This is a genomic window from Lysinibacillus sp. EB271-A1-10B (genome assembly GCF_058791335.1).
In genome coordinates, this window is the sequence record NZ_JBYTDL010000012.1 from 115,080 (window position 1) to 134,125 (window position 19,046).

18 protein-coding genes and 8 tRNA genes are annotated in these 19,046 nt (G+C 38.0%); 25 read left to right on the top strand and 1 reads right to left on the bottom strand.

The annotated features are described in order from the left end of the window. The first annotated feature begins 5 nt into the window (after positions 1 to 5). From AC3WSK_RS16190 to AC3WSK_RS16210, 5 genes are all read left to right on the top strand, one after another. A complete protein-coding gene (locus AC3WSK_RS16190) occupies positions 6 to 1,373 on the top strand; it encodes a UDP-N-acetylmuramoyl-tripeptide--D-alanyl-D-alanine ligase (protein ID WP_492414602.1) in 1,368 nt (455 codons plus the stop codon). 87 nt (positions 1,374 to 1,460) lie between these two features. Next, positions 1,461 to 2,153, top strand: coding sequence for an alpha/beta hydrolase (locus tag AC3WSK_RS16195; RefSeq protein ID WP_492414603.1), 693 nt, complete (start codon positions 1,461 to 1,463; stop codon positions 2,151 to 2,153). Between the two features lie 351 nt (positions 2,154 to 2,504). Continuing rightward, a complete protein-coding gene (cshA, locus tag AC3WSK_RS16200) occupies positions 2,505 to 4,028 on the top strand; it encodes a degradosome RNA helicase CshA (protein WP_079562535.1) in 1,524 nt (507 codons plus the stop codon). Between the two features lie 194 nt (positions 4,029 to 4,222). Beyond that, positions 4,223 to 4,702, top strand: a complete 480-nt coding sequence (locus AC3WSK_RS16205) for a PH domain-containing protein (RefSeq protein WP_492414604.1) — start codon at positions 4,223 to 4,225, stop codon at positions 4,700 to 4,702. Continuing rightward, the gene (locus AC3WSK_RS16210; RefSeq protein ID WP_079562537.1) at positions 4,695 to 6,161 is read left to right on the top strand and encodes a PH domain-containing protein; all 1,467 of its coding nucleotides are present in this window, start codon (positions 4,695 to 4,697) and stop codon (positions 6,159 to 6,161) included. The genes AC3WSK_RS16205 and AC3WSK_RS16210 overlap by 8 nt, the downstream gene beginning before the upstream one ends. 598 nt (positions 6,162 to 6,759) lie before the next feature. Here the strand turns inward: AC3WSK_RS16210 and AC3WSK_RS16215 are convergent. Continuing rightward, positions 6,760 to 7,380, bottom strand: coding sequence for a rhomboid family intramembrane serine protease (locus tag AC3WSK_RS16215; RefSeq protein WP_079562538.1), 621 nt, complete (start codon positions 7,378 to 7,380; stop codon positions 6,760 to 6,762). 64 nt (positions 7,381 to 7,444) lie between these two features. On the opposite strand from AC3WSK_RS16215, the gene acpS reads away from it, so the two are divergent. The 20 genes from acpS (at position 7,445) to AC3WSK_RS16315 (ending at position 18,836) form a co-directional block, all read left to right on the top strand. Then, the gene (gene acpS, locus AC3WSK_RS16220) at positions 7,445 to 7,798 is read left to right on the top strand and encodes a holo-ACP synthase (RefSeq protein ID WP_492414605.1); all 354 of its coding nucleotides are present in this window, start codon (positions 7,445 to 7,447) and stop codon (positions 7,796 to 7,798) included. Between the two features lie 278 nt (positions 7,799 to 8,076). Next, entirely contained in the window at positions 8,077 to 9,183 is a 1,107-nt protein-coding gene (locus AC3WSK_RS16225) for a LolA family protein (RefSeq protein ID WP_079562540.1), read from the top strand. A 219-nt stretch (positions 9,184 to 9,402) separates the two neighbouring features. Next, the gene (gene alr, locus AC3WSK_RS16230) at positions 9,403 to 10,524 is read left to right on the top strand and encodes an alanine racemase (RefSeq protein WP_492414606.1); all 1,122 of its coding nucleotides are present in this window, start codon (positions 9,403 to 9,405) and stop codon (positions 10,522 to 10,524) included. 319 nt (positions 10,525 to 10,843) lie between these two features. Continuing rightward, a complete protein-coding gene (locus AC3WSK_RS16235) occupies positions 10,844 to 11,107 on the top strand; it encodes a hypothetical protein (protein ID WP_049663444.1) in 264 nt (87 codons plus the stop codon). Between the two features lie 4 nt (positions 11,108 to 11,111). Then, positions 11,112 to 11,462, top strand: a complete 351-nt coding sequence (locus AC3WSK_RS16240) for a type II toxin-antitoxin system PemK/MazF family toxin (protein WP_049663446.1) — start codon at positions 11,112 to 11,114, stop codon at positions 11,460 to 11,462. Between the two features lie 408 nt (positions 11,463 to 11,870). Next, a complete protein-coding gene (locus AC3WSK_RS16245; protein ID WP_079562542.1) occupies positions 11,871 to 12,272 on the top strand; it encodes an anti-sigma regulatory factor in 402 nt (133 codons plus the stop codon). A 12-nt stretch (positions 12,273 to 12,284) separates the two neighbouring features. Next, positions 12,285 to 13,280 carry a PP2C family protein-serine/threonine phosphatase gene (locus AC3WSK_RS16250; protein WP_492414607.1) on the top strand — a complete coding sequence of 332 codons (996 nt, stop codon included), beginning with the start codon at positions 12,285 to 12,287 and terminating at the stop codon, positions 13,278 to 13,280. Positions 13,281 to 13,351: 71 nt separating this feature from the next. Then, positions 13,352 to 13,687: an STAS domain-containing protein gene (locus AC3WSK_RS16255; RefSeq protein ID WP_079562544.1), complete on the top strand. Its 336-nt coding sequence runs from the start codon at positions 13,352 to 13,354 to the stop codon at positions 13,685 to 13,687. Next, positions 13,684 to 14,154: an anti-sigma B factor RsbW gene (rsbW, locus tag AC3WSK_RS16260; RefSeq protein WP_079562545.1), complete on the top strand. Its 471-nt coding sequence runs from the start codon at positions 13,684 to 13,686 to the stop codon at positions 14,152 to 14,154. Before AC3WSK_RS16255 ends, rsbW begins: the two co-directional genes overlap by 4 nt. Next, entirely contained in the window at positions 14,132 to 14,917 is a 786-nt protein-coding gene (gene sigB / locus AC3WSK_RS16265) for an RNA polymerase sigma factor SigB (protein WP_427483495.1), read from the top strand. Before rsbW ends, sigB begins: the two co-directional genes overlap by 23 nt. 189 nt (positions 14,918 to 15,106) lie before the next feature. Beyond that, entirely contained in the window at positions 15,107 to 17,281 is a 2,175-nt protein-coding gene (locus AC3WSK_RS16270; protein WP_492414608.1) for a Tex family protein, read from the top strand. Between the two features lie 224 nt (positions 17,282 to 17,505). Further along, entirely contained in the window at positions 17,506 to 17,967 is a 462-nt protein-coding gene (locus AC3WSK_RS16275; RefSeq protein WP_079562548.1) for a SprT family protein, read from the top strand. Between the two features lie 90 nt (positions 17,968 to 18,057). After that, a tRNA-Asn gene (locus AC3WSK_RS16280) sits at positions 18,058 to 18,134 on the top strand. Position 18,135: 1 nt separating this feature from the next. Next, positions 18,136 to 18,207, top strand: a tRNA-Glu gene (locus AC3WSK_RS16285). A gap of 36 nt (positions 18,208 to 18,243) precedes the next feature. Then, a tRNA-Asp gene (locus AC3WSK_RS16290) sits at positions 18,244 to 18,319 on the top strand. A 5-nt stretch (positions 18,320 to 18,324) separates the two neighbouring features. Continuing rightward, a tRNA-Gln gene (locus tag AC3WSK_RS16295) sits at positions 18,325 to 18,399 on the top strand. A 15-nt stretch (positions 18,400 to 18,414) separates the two neighbouring features. After that, positions 18,415 to 18,487, top strand: a tRNA-Lys gene (locus AC3WSK_RS16300). Between the two features lie 66 nt (positions 18,488 to 18,553). Then, positions 18,554 to 18,639 (top strand) — tRNA-Leu (locus tag AC3WSK_RS16305). Between the two features lie 22 nt (positions 18,640 to 18,661). Then, a tRNA-Arg gene (locus AC3WSK_RS16310) sits at positions 18,662 to 18,738 on the top strand. Positions 18,739 to 18,762: 24 nt separating this feature from the next. Next, positions 18,763 to 18,836, top strand: a tRNA-Gly gene (locus AC3WSK_RS16315). Positions 18,837 to 19,046: the final 210 nt, after the last annotated feature.

The following is a 19,046-nucleotide window of genomic DNA, read 5'->3' on the forward strand; positions in this document are numbered from 1 at the left end:
TTATTGTGAAAAAAACATTAAAGCAGTTAGCTACATGGTTAAATGAAGAAGTACCAGCTTTTGGTGACACGGTCGTATCAGGAATTTCCATTGATACTAGAACAATTCAACAAGGGGACTTGTTTGTTCCATTTCGTGGTGAAAAGGCCAATGGTCATAAATTCGTTCTGCAGGCTATTGAAAAAGGAGCAGGAGCTTCTCTTTGGCAGAAAGATGAACCGAATCCACCTCAAGGTGTACCATTACTCTTTGTAGATGATCCAGAAGTGGCGCTTCAGCAAATGGCACGTGCCTATCGCAGTGAGCATAAGGCGAAGTTTATTGGCATTACTGGTTCAAATGGTAAAACATCGACGAAAGATATTTTAGCAGGAACGCTAACACCATTTTTTAAAGTACAAAAGACAATCGGGAATTTTAATAATGAGCTAGGTTTACCTATTACGGTATTACAGCTAGATGAAGATACTGATGTTGCTGTACTTGAAATGGGTATGAGTGGTTTTGGTGAAATTGAGTTTTTAACGAAACTTGCTCGTCCACATATGACAGTGATTACAAACATTGGCGAAGCTCATATGCAAGATTTAGGCTCTCGTGCAGGAATCGCAAAAGCCAAATTTGAAATAATCCAAGGAATACAACCAGATGGAGTGCTGTTTTATGATGGAGATGAACCGCTACTACAAGAGTTAGTTGCGAAAGAGCAGCAGTTAAAAGCGGTGGCATTTGGCCTAGAGAATGGCAATCTATTGTATGCAGACAATATTGAAGCAACTGCTGATGGAAGTAGCTTCTCTACGCATGGTGTGATAGAAGGAGATTTCTTTATTTCAGTTCTCGGGAAGCACCAAGTGAAAAATACATTAGTCGCAATGTTAATTTCACAACAGCTAGGTTTAAACGATGACCAAATTCGTGCATCCTTAAAACAAGTAGCTCTTACGGATATGCGCATGCAGCAAGTGAATGGATCAAATGGGGCATTATTTATTAATGATGCTTACAATGCTGCACCAACTTCTGTAAAGGCAGCTATTCAATTTGTTGCATCGACAACGATTCGCCCAGAAAAATGGCTTGTGCTAGGTGATATGCTTGAACTTGGACCAAATGAAAAGCGTTTCCATGAAGATTTGTCGAAGGATATTCATGCAGAAGAAATCGACTATGTATGTTTATTTGGCCCACGGATGACTTATTTAAATGAAGTTTTAAAAGAGAGATTTGATGAGGACCATTTGTTATATGCAGAGGATGATTATACGCCAATTATCAAAAAACTGCAGCAAGCTAACGAGGAGTCTATCGTTTTACTAAAAGGCTCTCGTGGTATGAAGTTAGAAACGATCTTACATGCATTTACGAAGTGATGAAACAAGGAGTCGGTGAGACATTCTCTCACCGATTCTTTCTTTCATTCATCGACTTATATGAGTTACACAATAAGAGGTGAAAGAATGTCAGTAGGTGTGTTGTGTATACATGGATTTTCAGGCGGACCTTATGAAGTAGAACCTTTTACTACCTATTTACGAACGCATACGAATTGGCTCATTGAAGAACCTACCTTGTCAGGACATGGAGAAGAATTACAAATGCGAGGTTTCACTGCTAAGCATTGGTTAATGGATGCCGAGCTCGCTTTTCGTGCTCTTGCCAAAAAAGTAGATGAAGTAATAGTAGTTGGATTTTCAATGGGAGGCATTATAGCGCTCTATTTAGCTAAGCGATATAAAGTGAAAAAGCTCGTATTACTAAGCGCTGCTGCCAAATATGTAAGCACGAAGCAACTTGTCAAAGATTTTAAAATGCTAGCAACAGAGGCATATCATCGTAATTTGACTAATAATGAGCTGTTTTTACGATACCGGCATAAGTTTAATCATGTGCCACTATCCTCAACGATAGAATTCATGAAGCTTGTTCGAATGGTGGAGCCGTATTATAAAGATATTAAAATCCCGGTGTATATTGTACAAGGGAAATTAGATGGAATTGTGCCCTATCATACTGCTCGCTTTTTATTTGATCAATTAACTTCAAACGAAAAAACCTTGTATTTATCTGATACTGGCAAGCACCATATTTGTTATGGCGAAGATTGCTCTGAATGGTTTTCTAACGTTTTGTCATTTTTAAAGAGTTCTTAAAGTAGTCAGATTATTACGACTCATGCGTTATCGTTGCATACGTGTTAATCCCATGTTAGACTAGTGTAAGCAATGGATACATTTTGTGCGAAGACTCTTCATATTTGATTGAAGAGTACTTTTTTTTGAACACAACGGTTTTATTCTAAAGTGAATAATTACGACAGAATCAAACCGCTCGGTAAAGACCGGGCTTTCCTTTTCATATAAGAGAGCTCTATGTGACCATCATATAGAGAGAATTTTTAAGTAACGGAAACGTTCCACAACACAGGCTCGAATTTGCCGACAACTTCATCTGAAAATGTAACCATTTGTCAACTTAAAAGCAGAAAAAGGAGATTGAGAAGTTTGACAAATTTTTCAGAATTAAATATTAGCGAATCTACATTACGTTCTGTAAAGCGTATGGGATTTGAAGAAGCAACACCAATCCAAGAAGGTACTATTCGTTTTGCGATTGAAGGTCGTGACGTATTAGGTCAAGCGCAAACAGGTACAGGTAAAACTGCCGCTTTCGGGATTCCACTTATCGAAAAAATTGACCCAAAAAACCCTAACATCCAAGCATTAGTAATTGCTCCAACTCGTGAATTAGCAATTCAAGTTTCTGAAGAGCTTTATAAAATTGGTTATGACAAACGTGTAAAATTATTATCAGTTTATGGTGGTCAGGAAATCGGCCGTCAAATTCGTGCGCTAAAAAATAAACCACAAATTATCGTTGGTACACCTGGCCGAATTATAGATCATATCAATCGTCGTACTTTAAAATTAGAAGATGTTCAAACATTAGTACTTGATGAAGCAGATGAAATGTTAAACATGGGCTTTATTGATGATATTAATTCAATCTTAGAAAACGTCCCATCTGAACGTCAAACATTACTGTTCTCAGCAACAATGCCACCAGCAATTCGTAAAATTGCTGAAACATTTATGCGCGATCCAGAAATCGTAAAAATTAAAGCAAAAGAATTAACAGTTGATAACATCGATCAATATTTTGTGAAGTCTGCTGAGCGTGAAAAGTTCGATATTTTATCTCGTTTATTAAACGTTCACCAACCAGAACTTGCAATCATCTTTGGACGTACAAAACGCCGCGTGGATGAGCTTGCACAAGCGTTATCAATTCGTGGTTACCTTGCTGAAGGGATTCACGGTGATTTAAGCCAAGCAAAACGTATTTCAGTATTACGTCAATTTAAAGAAAATAAAATTGATATTCTTGTGGCAACAGATGTAGCTGCTCGTGGGCTTGATATTTCTGGTGTAACACATGTTTATAACTTCGATATCCCTCAAGATCCTGAGTCTTATGTTCACCGTATTGGTCGTACAGGCCGTGCAGGTAAATCAGGTCTTGCGGTAACGTTTGTAACGCCACGTGAAATGGGTTACTTACGTATCGTAGAAGAAACAACGAAAAAGCGTATGACACCACTTCGTCCACCAACAACTGACGAAGCTTTAGTTGGTCAACAACGCTTAGCTTTAGAGACACTTGAAGGTCTTATTGCGAACAACGACTTAGGTGATTATCGTACACTTGCTACAGAATTACTTGAAAACCATGATGCAACCGATGTCGTAGCTGCAGCAATTCGTTCATTAACAAAAGAGCCAGATGACTCGCCAGTAACAATTACTGAAGAACGTCCATTACCAATGCGTCGTGAGCGTTCTGGCAATCGTGGCGGAGATCGTGGACGCGGCGGTAACCGTAGCTCAAACGGACGTCGTGATGGCGGACGTGGCGGAGATCGTCGTGGAGGACGCGGCGGAGATCGTCGAGAAGGCGGACGCCGTGATGGAGGTCGCCGTGAAGGTGGACAAGGCCGTTCACGTGCACCACGTCGTCACGAAGATTAATTTTATCTTCATCAAAATGATTAAACCTTACAGCCAAAGTGGCTGTAAGGTTTTTTTATCTTCTTTCAGCGGATGTCCAAACCCTATTGAAATACGAAATGACAGCACGATAACGTCAAGGCAAAATGATAAAACTTTGAAACAAAAAGATAATTAGTTACGTATACATATATTAGGAAAGAGAGGGATCGATTTTGAGAACAGAACCAATTCATAAGATTTCTAGGAAAGGGTTAACAGTGTGGCGTTTATATGGTGTATTGCAAACGATAATTCTTTTGATTATAGCGGCTTTAGTATGCTATGGCACTTATTATTTTGAATGGCCATCATTTATTTATTTCATTGCAGTTGTTGTAGTTATACTGAGTGCTATTCTATCTGCTTATATATTTCCAAAAGTAAGATGGGAACGCTGGCGCTATGAGGTGCGTGAAAGTGAGATTGAAGTGCAACATGGTTTATTCGTTGTTAAACGTACGCTTATCCCAATGGTGCGTGTACAACATGTTGATACAACGCAAGGACCGATATTAAAAAAATATGGTTTAGGTAATATTTCAATATCAACGGCGGCAACTGTACATACAATTCCTGCCCTTGTAATGGAAGAGGCGGATGGACTTCGTGCACGTATTTCGGAATTAGCAAGGGTGGCAGAAGATGATGTCTAAGGAAGTTAATCGATTACACCCAGTATCGGCTGTTATTTCAAGTGCAAAAGCATTAAAAAGTATGATTTTCCCGTTAGTTGTTATTATTATAACGAATGGTTTTCACTTCTCGTTTAATTTCCATAGTGATAATTTTTGGCGAACTGCTTTCTTATTCGGTATATGGGGAGTAGGGGCTATACTTGCGCTAGTTAGTGGCATTGTTAAATGGCGTACCTTTGTATATTGGTTTGAAGATGGAGAATTGCGTGTAAAATACGGCTTGTTCGTTAAAAAGAAACGCTATATCCCATTCGAACGGATTCAAAGCTTAAATTACAATGAGGGTATTTTTCATCGGATATTTGGCTTAGTAAAGGTTCAAGTTGAAACTGCGGGAAGTAAGGATCGAAAGCCCGAGGTAGAGTTAACAGCTATACGAAAGGCTGCGGCGGATGCAATAGAGCTGGAAATGCGTCGCACGAAGAACAAAACCAATGAACAGATGAGTGATGAACAGTCGCAAACCGAGGAAGTATTAGCGCCGACGATTTATCATATGTCGATACGTGATTTACTTATATTGGCCATAACTTCGGGCGGAATTGGGGTTGTTCTGTCTGGGCTAGCAGCAATTATCTCTCAGCTTTCAGATATAATCCCATATGAGAAAATCTTTGACGAGTTAGCGGACTTTGCTAAAATTGGCGTATTTATAGTTGTATTAACAGTGATATTCAGCCTAATTGTGGCATGGTTTGTGTCATTTATTATTACATTGATCAATTATTATGAATATACAGTTCGAACTGAAGATGAAAAGCTTATTATTACAAAAGGGCTACTGGAGAAAAAACGAGTTACTTTACCGTTAAATCGAATTCAGGCGATTCGTATTGTAGAAAATCCATTGCGTCAATTATTTGGCTTTGCAACAGTTGTTGTTGAGAGTGCAGGGGGAAATGGTGGAGAGGGAAATGATAAAAAAATTGCGCTGTTCCCGCTTATTAAGAAGCAGGATTGTTTGGGAACGTTAGAGCAGATTTTTCCGGATGTAAATTGGCGACCAGAGTTTATTCATTCGCCAAATCGAGCTCGTCCTTTTTTTTACCGAATTGATTTCATTTGGCTTGTACCTATAATTGGCGCATGTAGCTATTACTTTTATCCGTACGGGTTACTTTCGCTATTGTTAATTCCATTATCGATATTAATTGGGATTTGGCAACATAAAACAGCTGCTTATAGGATAGATGGAAAGCAACTAACTATGCAATATCGTGTGTTCAGTCGTATTACATTTTTTATGGAGAAAAAACGCATTCAATCTATTGGGACTACTCAAACGTATTTCCAAAAAAGAAAGAATGTTATGTCTGTAAAAGCAACGGTCATGTCGGGCATGACTGGTATGACAGGGAATGTGCGAAACTTAGAGCAGCAAGATGCTGAAACTATAGTATCTTGGTACGAACATTGAATGCGAGAATATGGCTAGTCCTCACAATTAATGTGGGATTAGCCTTTTTTATAAATCATTTATTAAAACGGATGTCCTTATCGGTAGAAGATTCCTACCTCTGAAGGTGATGTCCAAATACCTATTAGAATAACAGTATATGAATGAGTGACAAACATCGTGCTACTACGTTTACACTACGCTTTCGCACAAAAAGCATTGTATTAATCCAAGCGGCTTAGCGGATGCTCTTAGAAAAGTGCATAGTCAAAATGGAAATTAACGACAAATTATGATGATATTCCTTTTTTACCTATAAATATCCAAATGTTCTGTTTATAATAAAATTAATCAAACAAAAGGGGGAGTAATAGAAAAAGTAGAGGATGTAGCTACGATGCAACAAAACGTGAATAATAATGGCCTACAAACGGGGGCTATTGGGAAGCTTGCGGGAGTGGCTATCATCAAGGGAATTTAGCAACATAAATGGACAAGCATTAATACGGTTTTTGTTTGGGGATAAATTGAAAAAAATGAATATAACGCTAGCGTAAAAATAAAAGGAGCAATCCTCGATGAAAGCTTATCATCAGAGAATGGCTCCACTTTGAAACTATTACTTACCCGCCATCTTTTGTTTACGCCAGCTTAAAATTCTTCTTGGATGTAAGTAGATCAGTCCAAGAAGGAACCCTGTTACTAAACCGCCCAAGTGAGCATAGACATTCACATTCGACTGTAAAAAAGTCATAATAACACTTATCACAATGATTGGTAAAATAAGTTTTCGAAGCATCGGCATTGTACGGCGTGTGTAGTAGACAAGTGCTCCGAAGGCACCAAATATTCCAAAAACAGCTCCACTTGCACCGAGACTTGCATAGCTACTATCATATAGTAGATAGGTTGCCATGTCGCCTACAATACCGGACAATAAATAGATTGTAATAAAACGCGCCTTACCTGCAATTTTTTCAAGCTCTGGCCCGAATAAATACAGTGAAAACATATTAAAGAAAACGTGCAAAAAACCAGCATGTAAAAACATTGCAGTAAAAACACGCCACCATTCACCTGTTTGAACAAGGAAGTTCACTTGGACTCCGTAATTCAATACATAGTCACCTATTTCAGGTAAAATAGTTATTACATAAATAATTAAATTAACCGCTATTAATGTTGAAACAATAGGATAATACTTTGTATATTGCTTGAAATTTTCTGTTCTACTAAACATAACTCCACCTCAATTTACAATCATTATACATGGCTTTTTAGAAATAGGAAAAGGAGAAGTTCAAATGATTAAAGGAATTGGTCTCGATATTATAGAAATTGACCGCATTATTAAAGCAATGGGGAGAACAAATAAATTTAAAGACCGCATTTTATCTGAAAGGGAAAGAGTTTTGTTTGATGCACATACAGAAACTCGTAGAATAGAATTTTTGGCCGGACGATTTGCTGTAAAAGAAGCATTTTCGAAGGCGTTAGGAACTGGTATTGGTGAAGAATGTAAGCTTCATGATGTTGAAGTTTTAAGAGGGGAAGCTGGTAATCCTGTTTTATATTTTAAAGGAGAGCTTGTAAATGGATTTGTAAGCATAACCCACTCAAAACAATACGCAGCAGCACAAGTAATATTATTACAATAAAAAATGTAAAACAAGCTTTCACCATATAAAGTAAAAGGGCTCATTATTAAAAGTTGCGGAAGACATTTATTAAAACTATAAGTTGATTTCCGTCCCGACTGACGCCCTAGGAAAGCGCCTAGTCGGAGCAGAAATCAACCATTCTATGGTGATAGCTATTAAAAAGCAAATAAATTTCTGAGTGAAGATAAATATATTGCCCATGTTCAAATGACATAACTGACAAATACGGTTCATATATTGTCGTAGTGGATTTGAAAGAAGGAAAGGGTGAAAGCGTGGGCAACCGAATAGTTAAATGGCTCGTCTTACTTTGTACGATATTACTTCTATCGGCATGTGGTACAGACTCACAGGAAAAAGTGTTGAAGAAAGTTAATGGGAAATGGGCAGAGACCAATGGTTATGAGTTAAATGCGACGATGGAGATTAAATCTGGTGGGGATCCAAAAAAATATGATGTAACTGTTTGGCATACGAAACCTGATTTCTATCGAGTGGAAGTTGTAGAAAGTGGGAAAGACGTTTCACAAATGATAGTGCGAAATGCAGATGGCGTTTTTGTTGTTACACCTACATTAAACAAAATGTATAAATTCCAAAGTGATTGGCCAAAGAAAAATAGTCAAGCTTATTTAATAGGTGCACTAGCAGAAGATTTAGCTCAAGATAAAAATTTAGTCATGAAAGAAGAGGACAAAGCATATATATTTGAAGCGGCTACTAGAAATAGCTATAAAAATAGTATGCCTCATCAAGTTATAACAGTCGATAAGAAAACAATGCTTCCAACTTCTGTAGTAATTATGAATGATGTAAAAGAAGAGCAAATTCGTATCACATTTAAAAATATTAAATTAGGTGTTCAGCATGCGGCTAAAGAGTATGCGGTTGAGCAATTTACAGAAAAAGATGAACCAAAAGGGGAAAACGCTACATCGCCAGAAAAAGATAACAAGGAAGAAAAGGATAAAGGCGATAAAGAGAGCAATAATAATCCGGATGGAAATGATGGGGAACAAGCAGTAAGTGCAGAAGCCGAAAATACAAAGTTCCAAACACATTACCCTGTTGTAAGTTTAGGCAATACGAAGATGGTGGATGAGAAAGTCATGCAAGAGGGTGGCATGGAACGTGTTATCTTAACATTCGACGGTGACAAGCCATTTACAGTTATGCAACAACCAGTTACGAAACAGACTGCAATGTTGCCAGTATCATCGCCTGGTGATCCTGTAGATTTAGGCTTTACAATTGGAGCTATTACAGATACATCTATTAGCTGGGAAAAGGATGGCGTCGAATTCTTTGTAGCATCTAGTAAATTGACTCGTGAAGAAATGGTGCAAGTTGCCACTTCTATGACGATAGGTAGTATGAAATAATTACTCTAGCTACAGCTTTCTAAATGGAAAGCTGTAGCTTATTAAGAAAAATAGTGCAGTTTTGATGAATATTAACACTGTTTAGAAAGTGTTAAGTCATATATGATAAAAGTTATGTAGAAAATTAGTCTAAAATAGAATAACTTATGGTAAAACTGTAGAGCAAAAGTGATTTAATCAATACATATTGTTTTAATAAAATATAAAGAGGGTATTCTTATGGAGATACAGCAGTATTTTAGACCAACCAAAGCAATTGTAGACTTACAAGCAATTCAACAAAACGTAAAAAATTTGAAAAAGCTACTTCAACCTAATGTTCAAATTATAGCTGTCGTAAAAGCAAATGCATACGGTCATGGAGATATAGCCGTTGCAAAAGCGGCACTCGAGGCAGGGGCAACAATACTTGCTGTGGCAACGCCCGATGAAGCATTACATATTCGAGCGCATTTTGAAGAACCGGACATACTATTATTAGGTGCCTCTCCAATTTCGTTTGTGCCATCCGCTGCCAAGCAGCGCATAATTCTTACGGCGTTTGCTAGTGAATGGGTACAGCAAGCTGCTCCGTTCATAGCTAATGAAGTAAACCCTTTACGACTACATATAAAAGTAGATAGTGGAATGGGCAGAATTGGCGTTCGTTCAGAACAAGAATTATTGGAACTATATCAAACAATAATGAATACAATAAATGTAGAGCTTGATGGGATATTCACACATTTTGCGACTGCAGATGAAGAAGATGCCTCTTACTTCGATAGACAAGTGCAATTTTTTGAGAGATGTGTCTCAGTATTGCCTGAAAAGCCTAGACTTGTTCATGCATCAAATACAGCTACATCCTTAGTGAAAGATACACATTTACAATTTGATGCTGTCAGATATGGTATTTCAATGTATGGATTATCACCATCGCCTTATGTAGAAGGTATTTTACCATTTTCGTTACAGCAAGCGTTTTCACTTGAGAGTGAGCTTGTTCATGTAAAACAGTTACAAGCAGGTGATTCAGTAGGCTATGGCGCTACTTTTACGGCCCCATCGGATATGTGGATTGGAACGATCCCAATAGGCTATGCTGACGGAGTGATTCGTAAATTAGGCGGACAAGAAGTACTAATTGATGGTCAAAGAATGCAGATTGTCGGACGAATTTGTATGGACCAATGTATGGTTGCCTTGCCAAAAGCATATGCTATAGGTGAGAAAGTAACACTCATTGGTCATCAAGGACAGGATGTTATTTCAATGAATGAATGGGCAGCGAAGCTTGAAACCATTAATTATGAAGTACCATGCATTATTACAGCGAGGGTTCCTAGATTATACATTTAACTCTAAGCTAAAATCGGAATCAATTATGCCGAGGCTTAATTGATTTTAGGACAAATGAATACTTTATCAGAGCAACTAAACAATAGTGAATAACTACTTACTAATCAATATGTTAAATTACCGAGTAGATGAGCCATTCATAATTTGTGACATATTGCAAGGTAAATAAGTCGGCATATTCCTTCGACAACCTACATATTTTTACAACTTGGACTTTAAATTGTCAGATATTTTGTCATTTCGTGTCTTTTCAACGATATCTTTCAATGGTAGAATGGGTAGTAATGAAAAGTGGATGGTTCCGTTGGAGGTGCTTGCTGTGTACGAGAAAAAGTTAAGAGAAGCTACAATTGCTGTTCAGGATAGACTGTTTCTACAAACAAAGGAAGTAATTGAGAGTGAATCTTTTGCGCGTATTTTGTCGCGCAAAGTTTTAATGCAGGAGCAACCAAATCAAATACGGGAAGCTATGATGAAAGGATATGTTGAAATGTCTCATATAAATCTGAGTATTGCAAGTGAATGCTTGCACGCAGAATATGAAGCACAACATACAGTGGAGCGTCTCGTTAGCGGGGGATGACACTTTGAATGTAAAACGTGGTGACGTTTTTTTTGCAGATTTATCGCCGGTAGTTGGGTCCGAACAAGGGGGCACTAGGCCGGTGCTGATTATTCAAAATGATATTGGAAATCGATTTAGTCCGACTGTCATCATCGCAGCTATTACTGCACAGATTCAGAAAGCAAAATTACCGACGCACGTCGAAATTAATGCTGAAAAGTATGGTTTTGAACGTGACTCGGTTATTCTGCTCGAGCAAGTGCGGACGATTGATAAGTCAAGATTGACAGATCGTATTACACAACTTGACCATGCGTTGATGGAGAAAGTTGATGGTGCATTGATGATTAGTTTAGGGCTTGTTAAATTTTGATATACATATGTGTATAGCGGCATCGAGATGTTTTCATCTCGATGCTTTTTTGTATTGTTCCCCCAAAATACTAATTGATATCGCTTTTCAAAAATGGTGTTCATAGATTTGAGTGAGGTATATTCAAGATCTAAAATTAGCATCGATTTTTGAAAAAAGTATAGAATTTCAACTTCATTCAGCAACAAGTGTTTTTCTTTGCGAAAGCGGAGCGACAGCAACAAGTGTTTTTCTGTGCGAAAGCGGAAGCGACAGCAATAAAATTTTTTTTGTGAAATACAAACTTAGCGACAGCAACCATTTCGCTGAGGTAAAATCTTTAATATAATTAAAATATTTAAAGTATTCAGCCAAGTGGGTCGAAAAAAGTGTAAGAGTATAACTCCGAAAGGAACTGGGGGGACAGCAGTGACAATTAAGTCTTCGGTTGAGATTATTACTGAGTGGGATATAGTAGCAGCAAGACAACTGGGGCGTGACGAAGCAAAAGCGCTTGGATTTGACACTGTTGATCAGGCTCGAATCACCACAGCTATAAGCGAACTAGCTAGAAATATATATTTATATGCAAGGATAGGTGTCATTGAAATTGAAAAATTTGAGTCAGACACAGAGAAAAAAATAATTGTTATTGCAACGGATCAAGGACCAGGAATAGAGGATGTTCGGAAAGTGATGGAGGATGGTTACTCTACTTCTGGGGGGCTAGGTGCAGGTTTACCAGGCGTTAATCGATTGATGGATAGTATGAATATTCATTCGGTTATTGGTGAAGGAACAACGATAAGAGCTGAAAAATGGCTGTGTTAGGATGTGGAGTTGTTGGATCGATTAGAATCTCAATATAAAAAGATTTTGTCAGATTATATGACTGATCAAACTGAAAAGAATTTGTATATTGCTCAAAATTTCACTCGTCAGTTAATCCAAAATAATATTTCTCCAGAGGATGTTGTAAGTATTCATAAAAATGCAGTTGAAAAGCTATTTCCACGTAGAATGAGTGAAGAACAGCTTGCATATGATTTTCTTATCGAAGTGATGGTGCATTATGGAATGGCTCATAGGGAGCACCAAAGCTTATTACAAAAACAAGCTGAGTATGAGATAGAAATGAAAATTGCTACAAGTATCCAGAGTACATTACTTAAAACAGAGGTACCACAACTTTTAAATATCGATATAGGAATGATATCTATTCCAATCCGGAAAATGAATGGGGATTATGTCCATTTTTTATATAATCGAGATGATTATTTGAGTGTAGCCGTGACAGATGTGGTAGGTAAAGGTGTTCCAGCAGCATTATGTATGTCTATGGTAAAATATGGTTTAGAAGCATTGGATTATGCATATAGAGATCCTTCATATGTATTAGAGGTCATTAATCGAGTAATTGAAAAGAGTGTAGACGACAGTATGTTTGTGTCTATGTTCTACGGTTGTTTGGATATGCGAAAAAGCACTTTTTCTTATGCTTCTGCAGGTCACGAGCCAGCTCTTCATTACAGTGCTATGCGTGATCAATTTATCCCTTTAGAATCAACGGGATTATTATTAGGGGTGTTGCCAGAAACGAAGTATTCTTATAACGAAATTACTTTGGAAGAAAACGACATCGTAATCATGATGACGGATGGTGTTACTGAATTCAGATTGCAGGATGAATTGAATGCACGAGAGGTCATTACATCATTAGTATTTGAAAATAAATACTTGTCAGCCCAAGAATTATGTAATCTTCTTTATAAGCAAATTGAAAAAATACAGGATTTTAAACTAACAGATGATTTTACAATTGCAATTATAAAAAATTAGTTTTTTAGGTTTGACTTTTAATAATTACGGGAATAGAAAATTAGTCTAACAAATTGGTGGAGGTGTGCTGTATGGACATGGCGATACACTTTAAAGAACTTGATAATAAACTATACGGATTTGTAGAGGGTGAAATAGATACTTTTACTGCTTCAGGACTCAGGGAAGAATTAGAGGCAGTGAAAATTACTGAGGGATTAGAAATAGTACTTAATTTATCAAAAGTTAATTATATGGATAGTACAGGGCTGGGTATCTTTGTAGCCTTTTACAAAAGAACACTACGCGAAAATGGGAAAGTTAAATTAGTTGGTTTATCGAATAGATTACAAAGGTTGTTTGAAATTACTGGTTTAAGCGATTTAATGGATATTGAAACTGATAAAAAGGTGGAATTAAGAAAATGAAGGAATTTGATTATATTGAGATAAGGGTTCCTGCAAAACCGCAATTTGTCAGTGTGATTCGATTGACGGTTTCTGGCTTAGCTAGTCGAGTTGGATTTAATTACGATGATATTGAAGATTTAAAAATTGCTGCAAGTGAAGCGGTAACAAATGTTGTACATCATGCATATAAGGACGAAGAAGAGGGAGAAATCGTCATTGGATGCGCTTTGTATGAAAATAAACTAGAAATGATGATTGCAGATTACGGTAATAGTTTTAATTTTGAGGAGATAAAATCGAAAATTGGTCCGTATCATCCTGAAGAGAGTATTGCAGGTCTTCGCGAAGGTGGTTTAGGGCTTTATTTAATGGAAACTTTGATGGATGAGGTGATGATAAATAACGATGGTGGCGTAACTGTTTTCATGACTAAGTATGTCGCTAGAGAGCAGGTGGAGAAAAATGTCGAAAGAATCACTACCTAAATCTTCGTCTAAGGAAGATATACTAAGGTGGATTGCGCTGTACCAATCAACGGAAGATGATGATGCTCAGACAAATTTAGTGATTCATTATCGATATTTAGTAGAGTCCATTGCACGTAAATATTCGAATGGTAAATCTAGTTATGATGATATTACTCAAGTAGGTATGCTGGGGTTGCTAGGTGCAATACGACGTTTTAATCCTGATGTTGGTCGAAGTTTTGAAGCATTTGCTGTCCCAACGATTGTTGGAGAAATTAAACGCTTTTTACGCGATAAGACTTGGGATGTTCATGTGCCAAGGCGGATAAAAGAATTAGGACCACGAATTAAAACAACAGTTGAAGCGTTGACAGTTGAGTTGCAACGTTCTCCGTCTATTAAGGAAATTGCGGATCAATTAGAAGTAGAAGAAGAAGAAGTGTTAGAGGCTATGGAGATGAGCCGTAGTTACCATGCTCTTTCTATGGATCATTCAATAGAATCGGATGCTGACGGTAGTACAGTAACGTTATTTGATATTATGGGTAAAGAAGATGACGGCTATGAAATGACTAATAAAAGAATGATTGTTTCTGAAGCAATGAGTATTTTAGATGAGAGAGAAAGGCAAATCATTCAGCTTACATATTTAGAGCAACTCACTCAAAAAGAAGTTGGAGAACGATTAGGGGTTTCTCAAATGCATGTATCTAGAATACAAAGGAAGGCAATAAAAAAATTACAAGAAGCTATCTTAGTAAGAGATGGTGTCTCGCTTTAAAAATTTATAGCGAGAGGGGCTTTGCTGTTATGTCACAAATACAAGCAATAGCATGAGCTTAGTAGGAAGTGTTAGCGAAAACAGTCTCTTCGTATTGAAAAAATAGTCTACTCTTCCGTTAGAGTAGACTATTTTTGCATTTTTAGTGAAGTGTAATGGTAAAATGAAAAGAAAAAAGGTAGTGATGATGTGGAACAAAAGCAAATGTTACAGCTCATTGCAAAGGATGTAGCTGTTAAGCCGAGTCAAGCTGAGGCTGTTATTAAATTATTAGAAGAAGGAAATACCGTGCCATTCATTGCACGTTATCGAAAAGAAGCTACTGGGTCCCTTGATGAAGTACAGATTAAAGCTGTGGAGGATCGTTATCATTACATACAGCAGCTTGAGCAACGCAAAGAAGAGGTTATACGATTAATTCAGGAACAAGATAAACTAACACCTGAATTAGAACAAGCGATTCAAGCAGCAACTGTTTTACAACGTGTAGAGGATTTATATCGACCGTATAAACAAAAACGCCGAACAAAGGCGACAATAGCGAAAGAGAAAGGATTAGAACCTCTTGCGGATCTTCTATTAGAGTATCGTAATGATGCTTTAGAGAAATTAGCGATGGCCTTCGTAGATGAGGAAAAAGTTGCTAATGTAGAGGATGCATTAGCTGGGGCGCGAGATATTTTGGCAGAGCGCTTTGCCGATGACGCGGCAATCCGTGAAAAAATTCGTACGTATTCATGGAAAGATGGAGTACTTGCTACAAGTGTGAGGGATGCAGATGCAGACGAAAAAAACGTGTTTGAAATGTATTATGAATATGAAGAACCTGTAAATCGTATTGTCCCACACCGTATTTTAGCTGTAAATCGTGGTGAGAAAGAAGAAATCTTAAAAGTAGCAATTCAAGTACCGATAGATCGAGTATTGATGATTATGTGGAAGGAGTGGATTCCGGCTACAGGTTCCTCTCCAGCAATTGCTGAAGTAAAGCTAGCGATTGAGGATTCGTACAAGCGTCTAATTCAGCCTTCTATAGAACGAGAGTTACGAAATGAATTAACAGAAAAAGCAGAGATGCAGGCTATTCATATTTTCTCTGAGAACTTACGTAATCTTTTATTACAGCCTCCAATGAAAGGGAAGTATGTATTGGGAGTTGATCCAGCGTACCGTACAGGCTGTAAGCTAGCTGTTGTAGATGAAACTGGGAAAATGCTTGAGGTTACAGCCGTTTATCCACATCCGCCAAAACCAGATGTAGCAAAATCGAAAGCAATTGTGAAAGAGATTTTAGCGAAATACCCAATTACTATAATCGCTATTGGTAATGGTACTGCCTCACGCGAAACAGAACAATTTATAGTGGATGTATTGAATGAACTTGAAACAGATATTGCCTATGTGATCGTCAATGAAGCAGGAGCTTCTGTTTATTCAGCATCCGAAGTTGCCCGTACAGAGTTTCCGGATTTACAGGTAGAACAGCGTAGTGCCGTTTCTATTGCGCGCCGCTTGCAAGACCCGCTGTCGGAATTAGTGAAAATTGAGCCAAAAGCAGTTGGGGTAGGTCAATATCAGCATGATGTCTCTCAAAAGAAATTGAATGAGTCCTTAACATTTATAGTAGAGACGGCTGTAAACCAAGTTGGTGTTGATGTTAATACAGCCTCAGCTTCACTACTACAATACGTTTCTGGATTATCTAAAACGGTTGCGGAGAATATCGTGAAGGTGCGAGAGGGAAATGGACAATTTACTACTCGTGCTCAACTAAAGAAAATTCCACGACTTGGTGCCAAAACGTATGAACAAGCAATAGGTTTCTTACGTGTGCCAGGAGCCAAGAATGCATTCGATGCTACGGGCATTCACCCTGAAAGTTATAGTGTAGCAGAGCAGATTTTAGAGGTTGTACAAATTGATAAAAAAGAGCTAGGGACGCAAAAGGCCGAGGAAGCCATTGCAAAACTAGATCAAGAAAAATTAAGTGGCATTTTAGATGTTGGAGTAATCACAATTAAGGATATTGTGGATACATTAATGAAACCAAGTCGCGATCCACGTGATGCATTCCCTCAGCCTTTACTGAAAACAGATGTATTGAAAATGGAAGATTTACAAGTTGGGATGGAATTACAAGGTACAGTGAGAAATGTCGTTGATTTCGGAGCATTTGTAGACATTGGAGTGAAGCAGGACGGGCTTGTGCATATTTCTAAATTACAAAAAAGACGTATTAAACATCCATTAGAGGTTGTTGCACTCGGTGATATTGTGACGGTTTGGGTAGAACAAATAGATGTCAATAAAGGGCGCATATCATTAACGATGCTGCCTCCTAAAGATCAAACTATCGAAGCGTAATTAAGTGAAACTTTTATTACCGGGGATTCTCTTGAGCCTTGTTGATTATTAGTCTTCACCATCAGGCTATTACGGGCAGTTAGTCTCCCACTTAACTTCTAGCCTTTACTACTCATTGCTTTATTTCGATACAGATAAATTACTGCCCGTTAAAGCGGGATAAAATTTACCACACTGTCTATACTGTACAGTGTGGTATTCTTGTTGTTAGAGGTGATATAGATATGAATAACGAGGAACTTCAATATCTTGTTAGTCGAATATCATTAGATAGTTTCCAGAAGCCGTTTATGCATCGAGCATATTTTAATTCAAGGTTACGTTCAACAGGTGGACGTTATCTTTTACATTCGCACAATATTGAAGTTAACCCAAAAGCCTATGAATTGTATGGTATTAGTGAAGTAGAAGGGATAGTTCGACACGAATTATGTCATTATCATTTACATTTGGAAGGCAAAGGGTATCAGCATCGAGACAAAGATTTTCGAGAGTTATTAGGAAAAGTGAATGCTCCTCGTTTTTGTGCAGTATTACAAATGCCTAAGACAGCTTCCAAAAAACAACGTCGACTGTATACATATACATGCGTAAAATGCCAACAATCATATGTAAGAAAAATTAGAATGAATGTGGAGAAATACTGCTGTAGCAAGTGTTTAGGACGTTTAAAACTAATGGAATGAAAAAAAAATAAAAAAGGGTTGACGTTTACTACAGATGTCCCTATAATAGTAAAAGTCGACAAGATAACGACGACAAAACATGTGAATTATTCCGAAGTAGCTCAGTTGGTAGTAGCACCTGACTGTTAATCAGGTTGTCGCAGGTTCGAGTCCTGCCTTCGGAGCCATGGCCCCTTGGTCAAGTGGTTAAGACACCGCCCTTTCACGGCGGTAACACGGGTTCGAATCCCGTAGGGGTCATTTCATTATTTTAATTCATGAAAATATAGTAACGTTGGTCCCGTGGTGTAGCGGTTAACATGCCTGCCTGTCACGCAGGAGATCGCCGGTTCGATCCCGGTCGGGACCGCCACTTATTGGGGTATAGCCAAGCGGTAAGGCAACGGATTTTGATTCCGTCATGCCTAGGTTCGAATCCTAGTACCCCAGCCATTCATTTCTTAATACGAGCCATTAGCTCAGTTGGTAGAGCATCTGACTTTTAATCAGAGGGTCGAAGGTTCGAGTCCTTCATGGCTCATCTCTTTAAGAAAGAAAGTTGACTTTTCTGGTTATCGTAGTATAATGAGAAAGTTACTGATTGAATGCGGTCGTGGCGGAACGGCAGACGCGCTAGGTTGAGGGCCTAGTGGGGGCAACCCCGTGGAGGTTCAAGTCCTCTCGGCCGCACCAAGTCAATTTATCAAATATATATGCGCCCGTAGCTCAATTGGATAGAGCGTCTGACTACGGATCAGAAGGTTATGGGTTCGACTCCTGTCGGGCGCGCCATTTTAAATAAATATCATTCATATCGCGGGTGTAGTTTAATGGTAAAACCTCAGCCTTCCAAGCTGATGTCGTGAGTTCGATTCTCATCACCCGCTCCAAAAAACTTATTGACATTCATACTTTTGTATAGTATGATGTAGAAGTTGTCGCTTAGAAACGACATTATGAACCTTGAAAACTGAACAAGCAAAACGTAATCAATAAAGTTTTCAGTAGCTAACCTTGAGTTGGTGAACGAAACAAAAATTTTGGACATCAAACATGATGCCAGCAAAACAATTTGAGCTAATCAAATTTCTTTTATGGAG

Excerpts from the sequence above, each read along its gene's own strand:
- AC3WSK_RS16195 (WP_492414603.1), top strand. The coding sequence starts at position 1,461 with ATGTCAGTAGGTGTGTTGTGTATACATGGATTTTCAGGCGGACCTTAT.
- AC3WSK_RS16210 (WP_079562537.1), top strand. The coding sequence starts at position 4,695 with ATGTCTAAGGAAGTTAATCGATTACACCCAGTATCGGCTGTTATTTCA.
- AC3WSK_RS16215 (WP_079562538.1), bottom strand. The coding sequence starts at position 7,380 with ATGTTTAGTAGAACAGAAAATTTCAAGCAATATACAAAGTATTATCCT.
- acpS (WP_492414605.1), top strand. The coding sequence starts at position 7,445 with ATGATTAAAGGAATTGGTCTCGATATTATAGAAATTGACCGCATTATT.
- alr (WP_492414606.1), top strand. The coding sequence starts at position 9,403 with ATGGAGATACAGCAGTATTTTAGACCAACCAAAGCAATTGTAGACTTA.
- AC3WSK_RS16255 (WP_079562544.1), top strand. The coding sequence starts at position 13,352 with ATGGACATGGCGATACACTTTAAAGAACTTGATAATAAACTATACGGA.
- rsbW (WP_079562545.1), top strand. The coding sequence starts at position 13,684 with ATGAAGGAATTTGATTATATTGAGATAAGGGTTCCTGCAAAACCGCAA.
- sigB (WP_427483495.1), top strand. The coding sequence starts at position 14,132 with ATGTCGAAAGAATCACTACCTAAATCTTCGTCTAAGGAAGATATACTA.
- AC3WSK_RS16275 (WP_079562548.1), top strand. The coding sequence starts at position 17,506 with ATGAATAACGAGGAACTTCAATATCTTGTTAGTCGAATATCATTAGAT.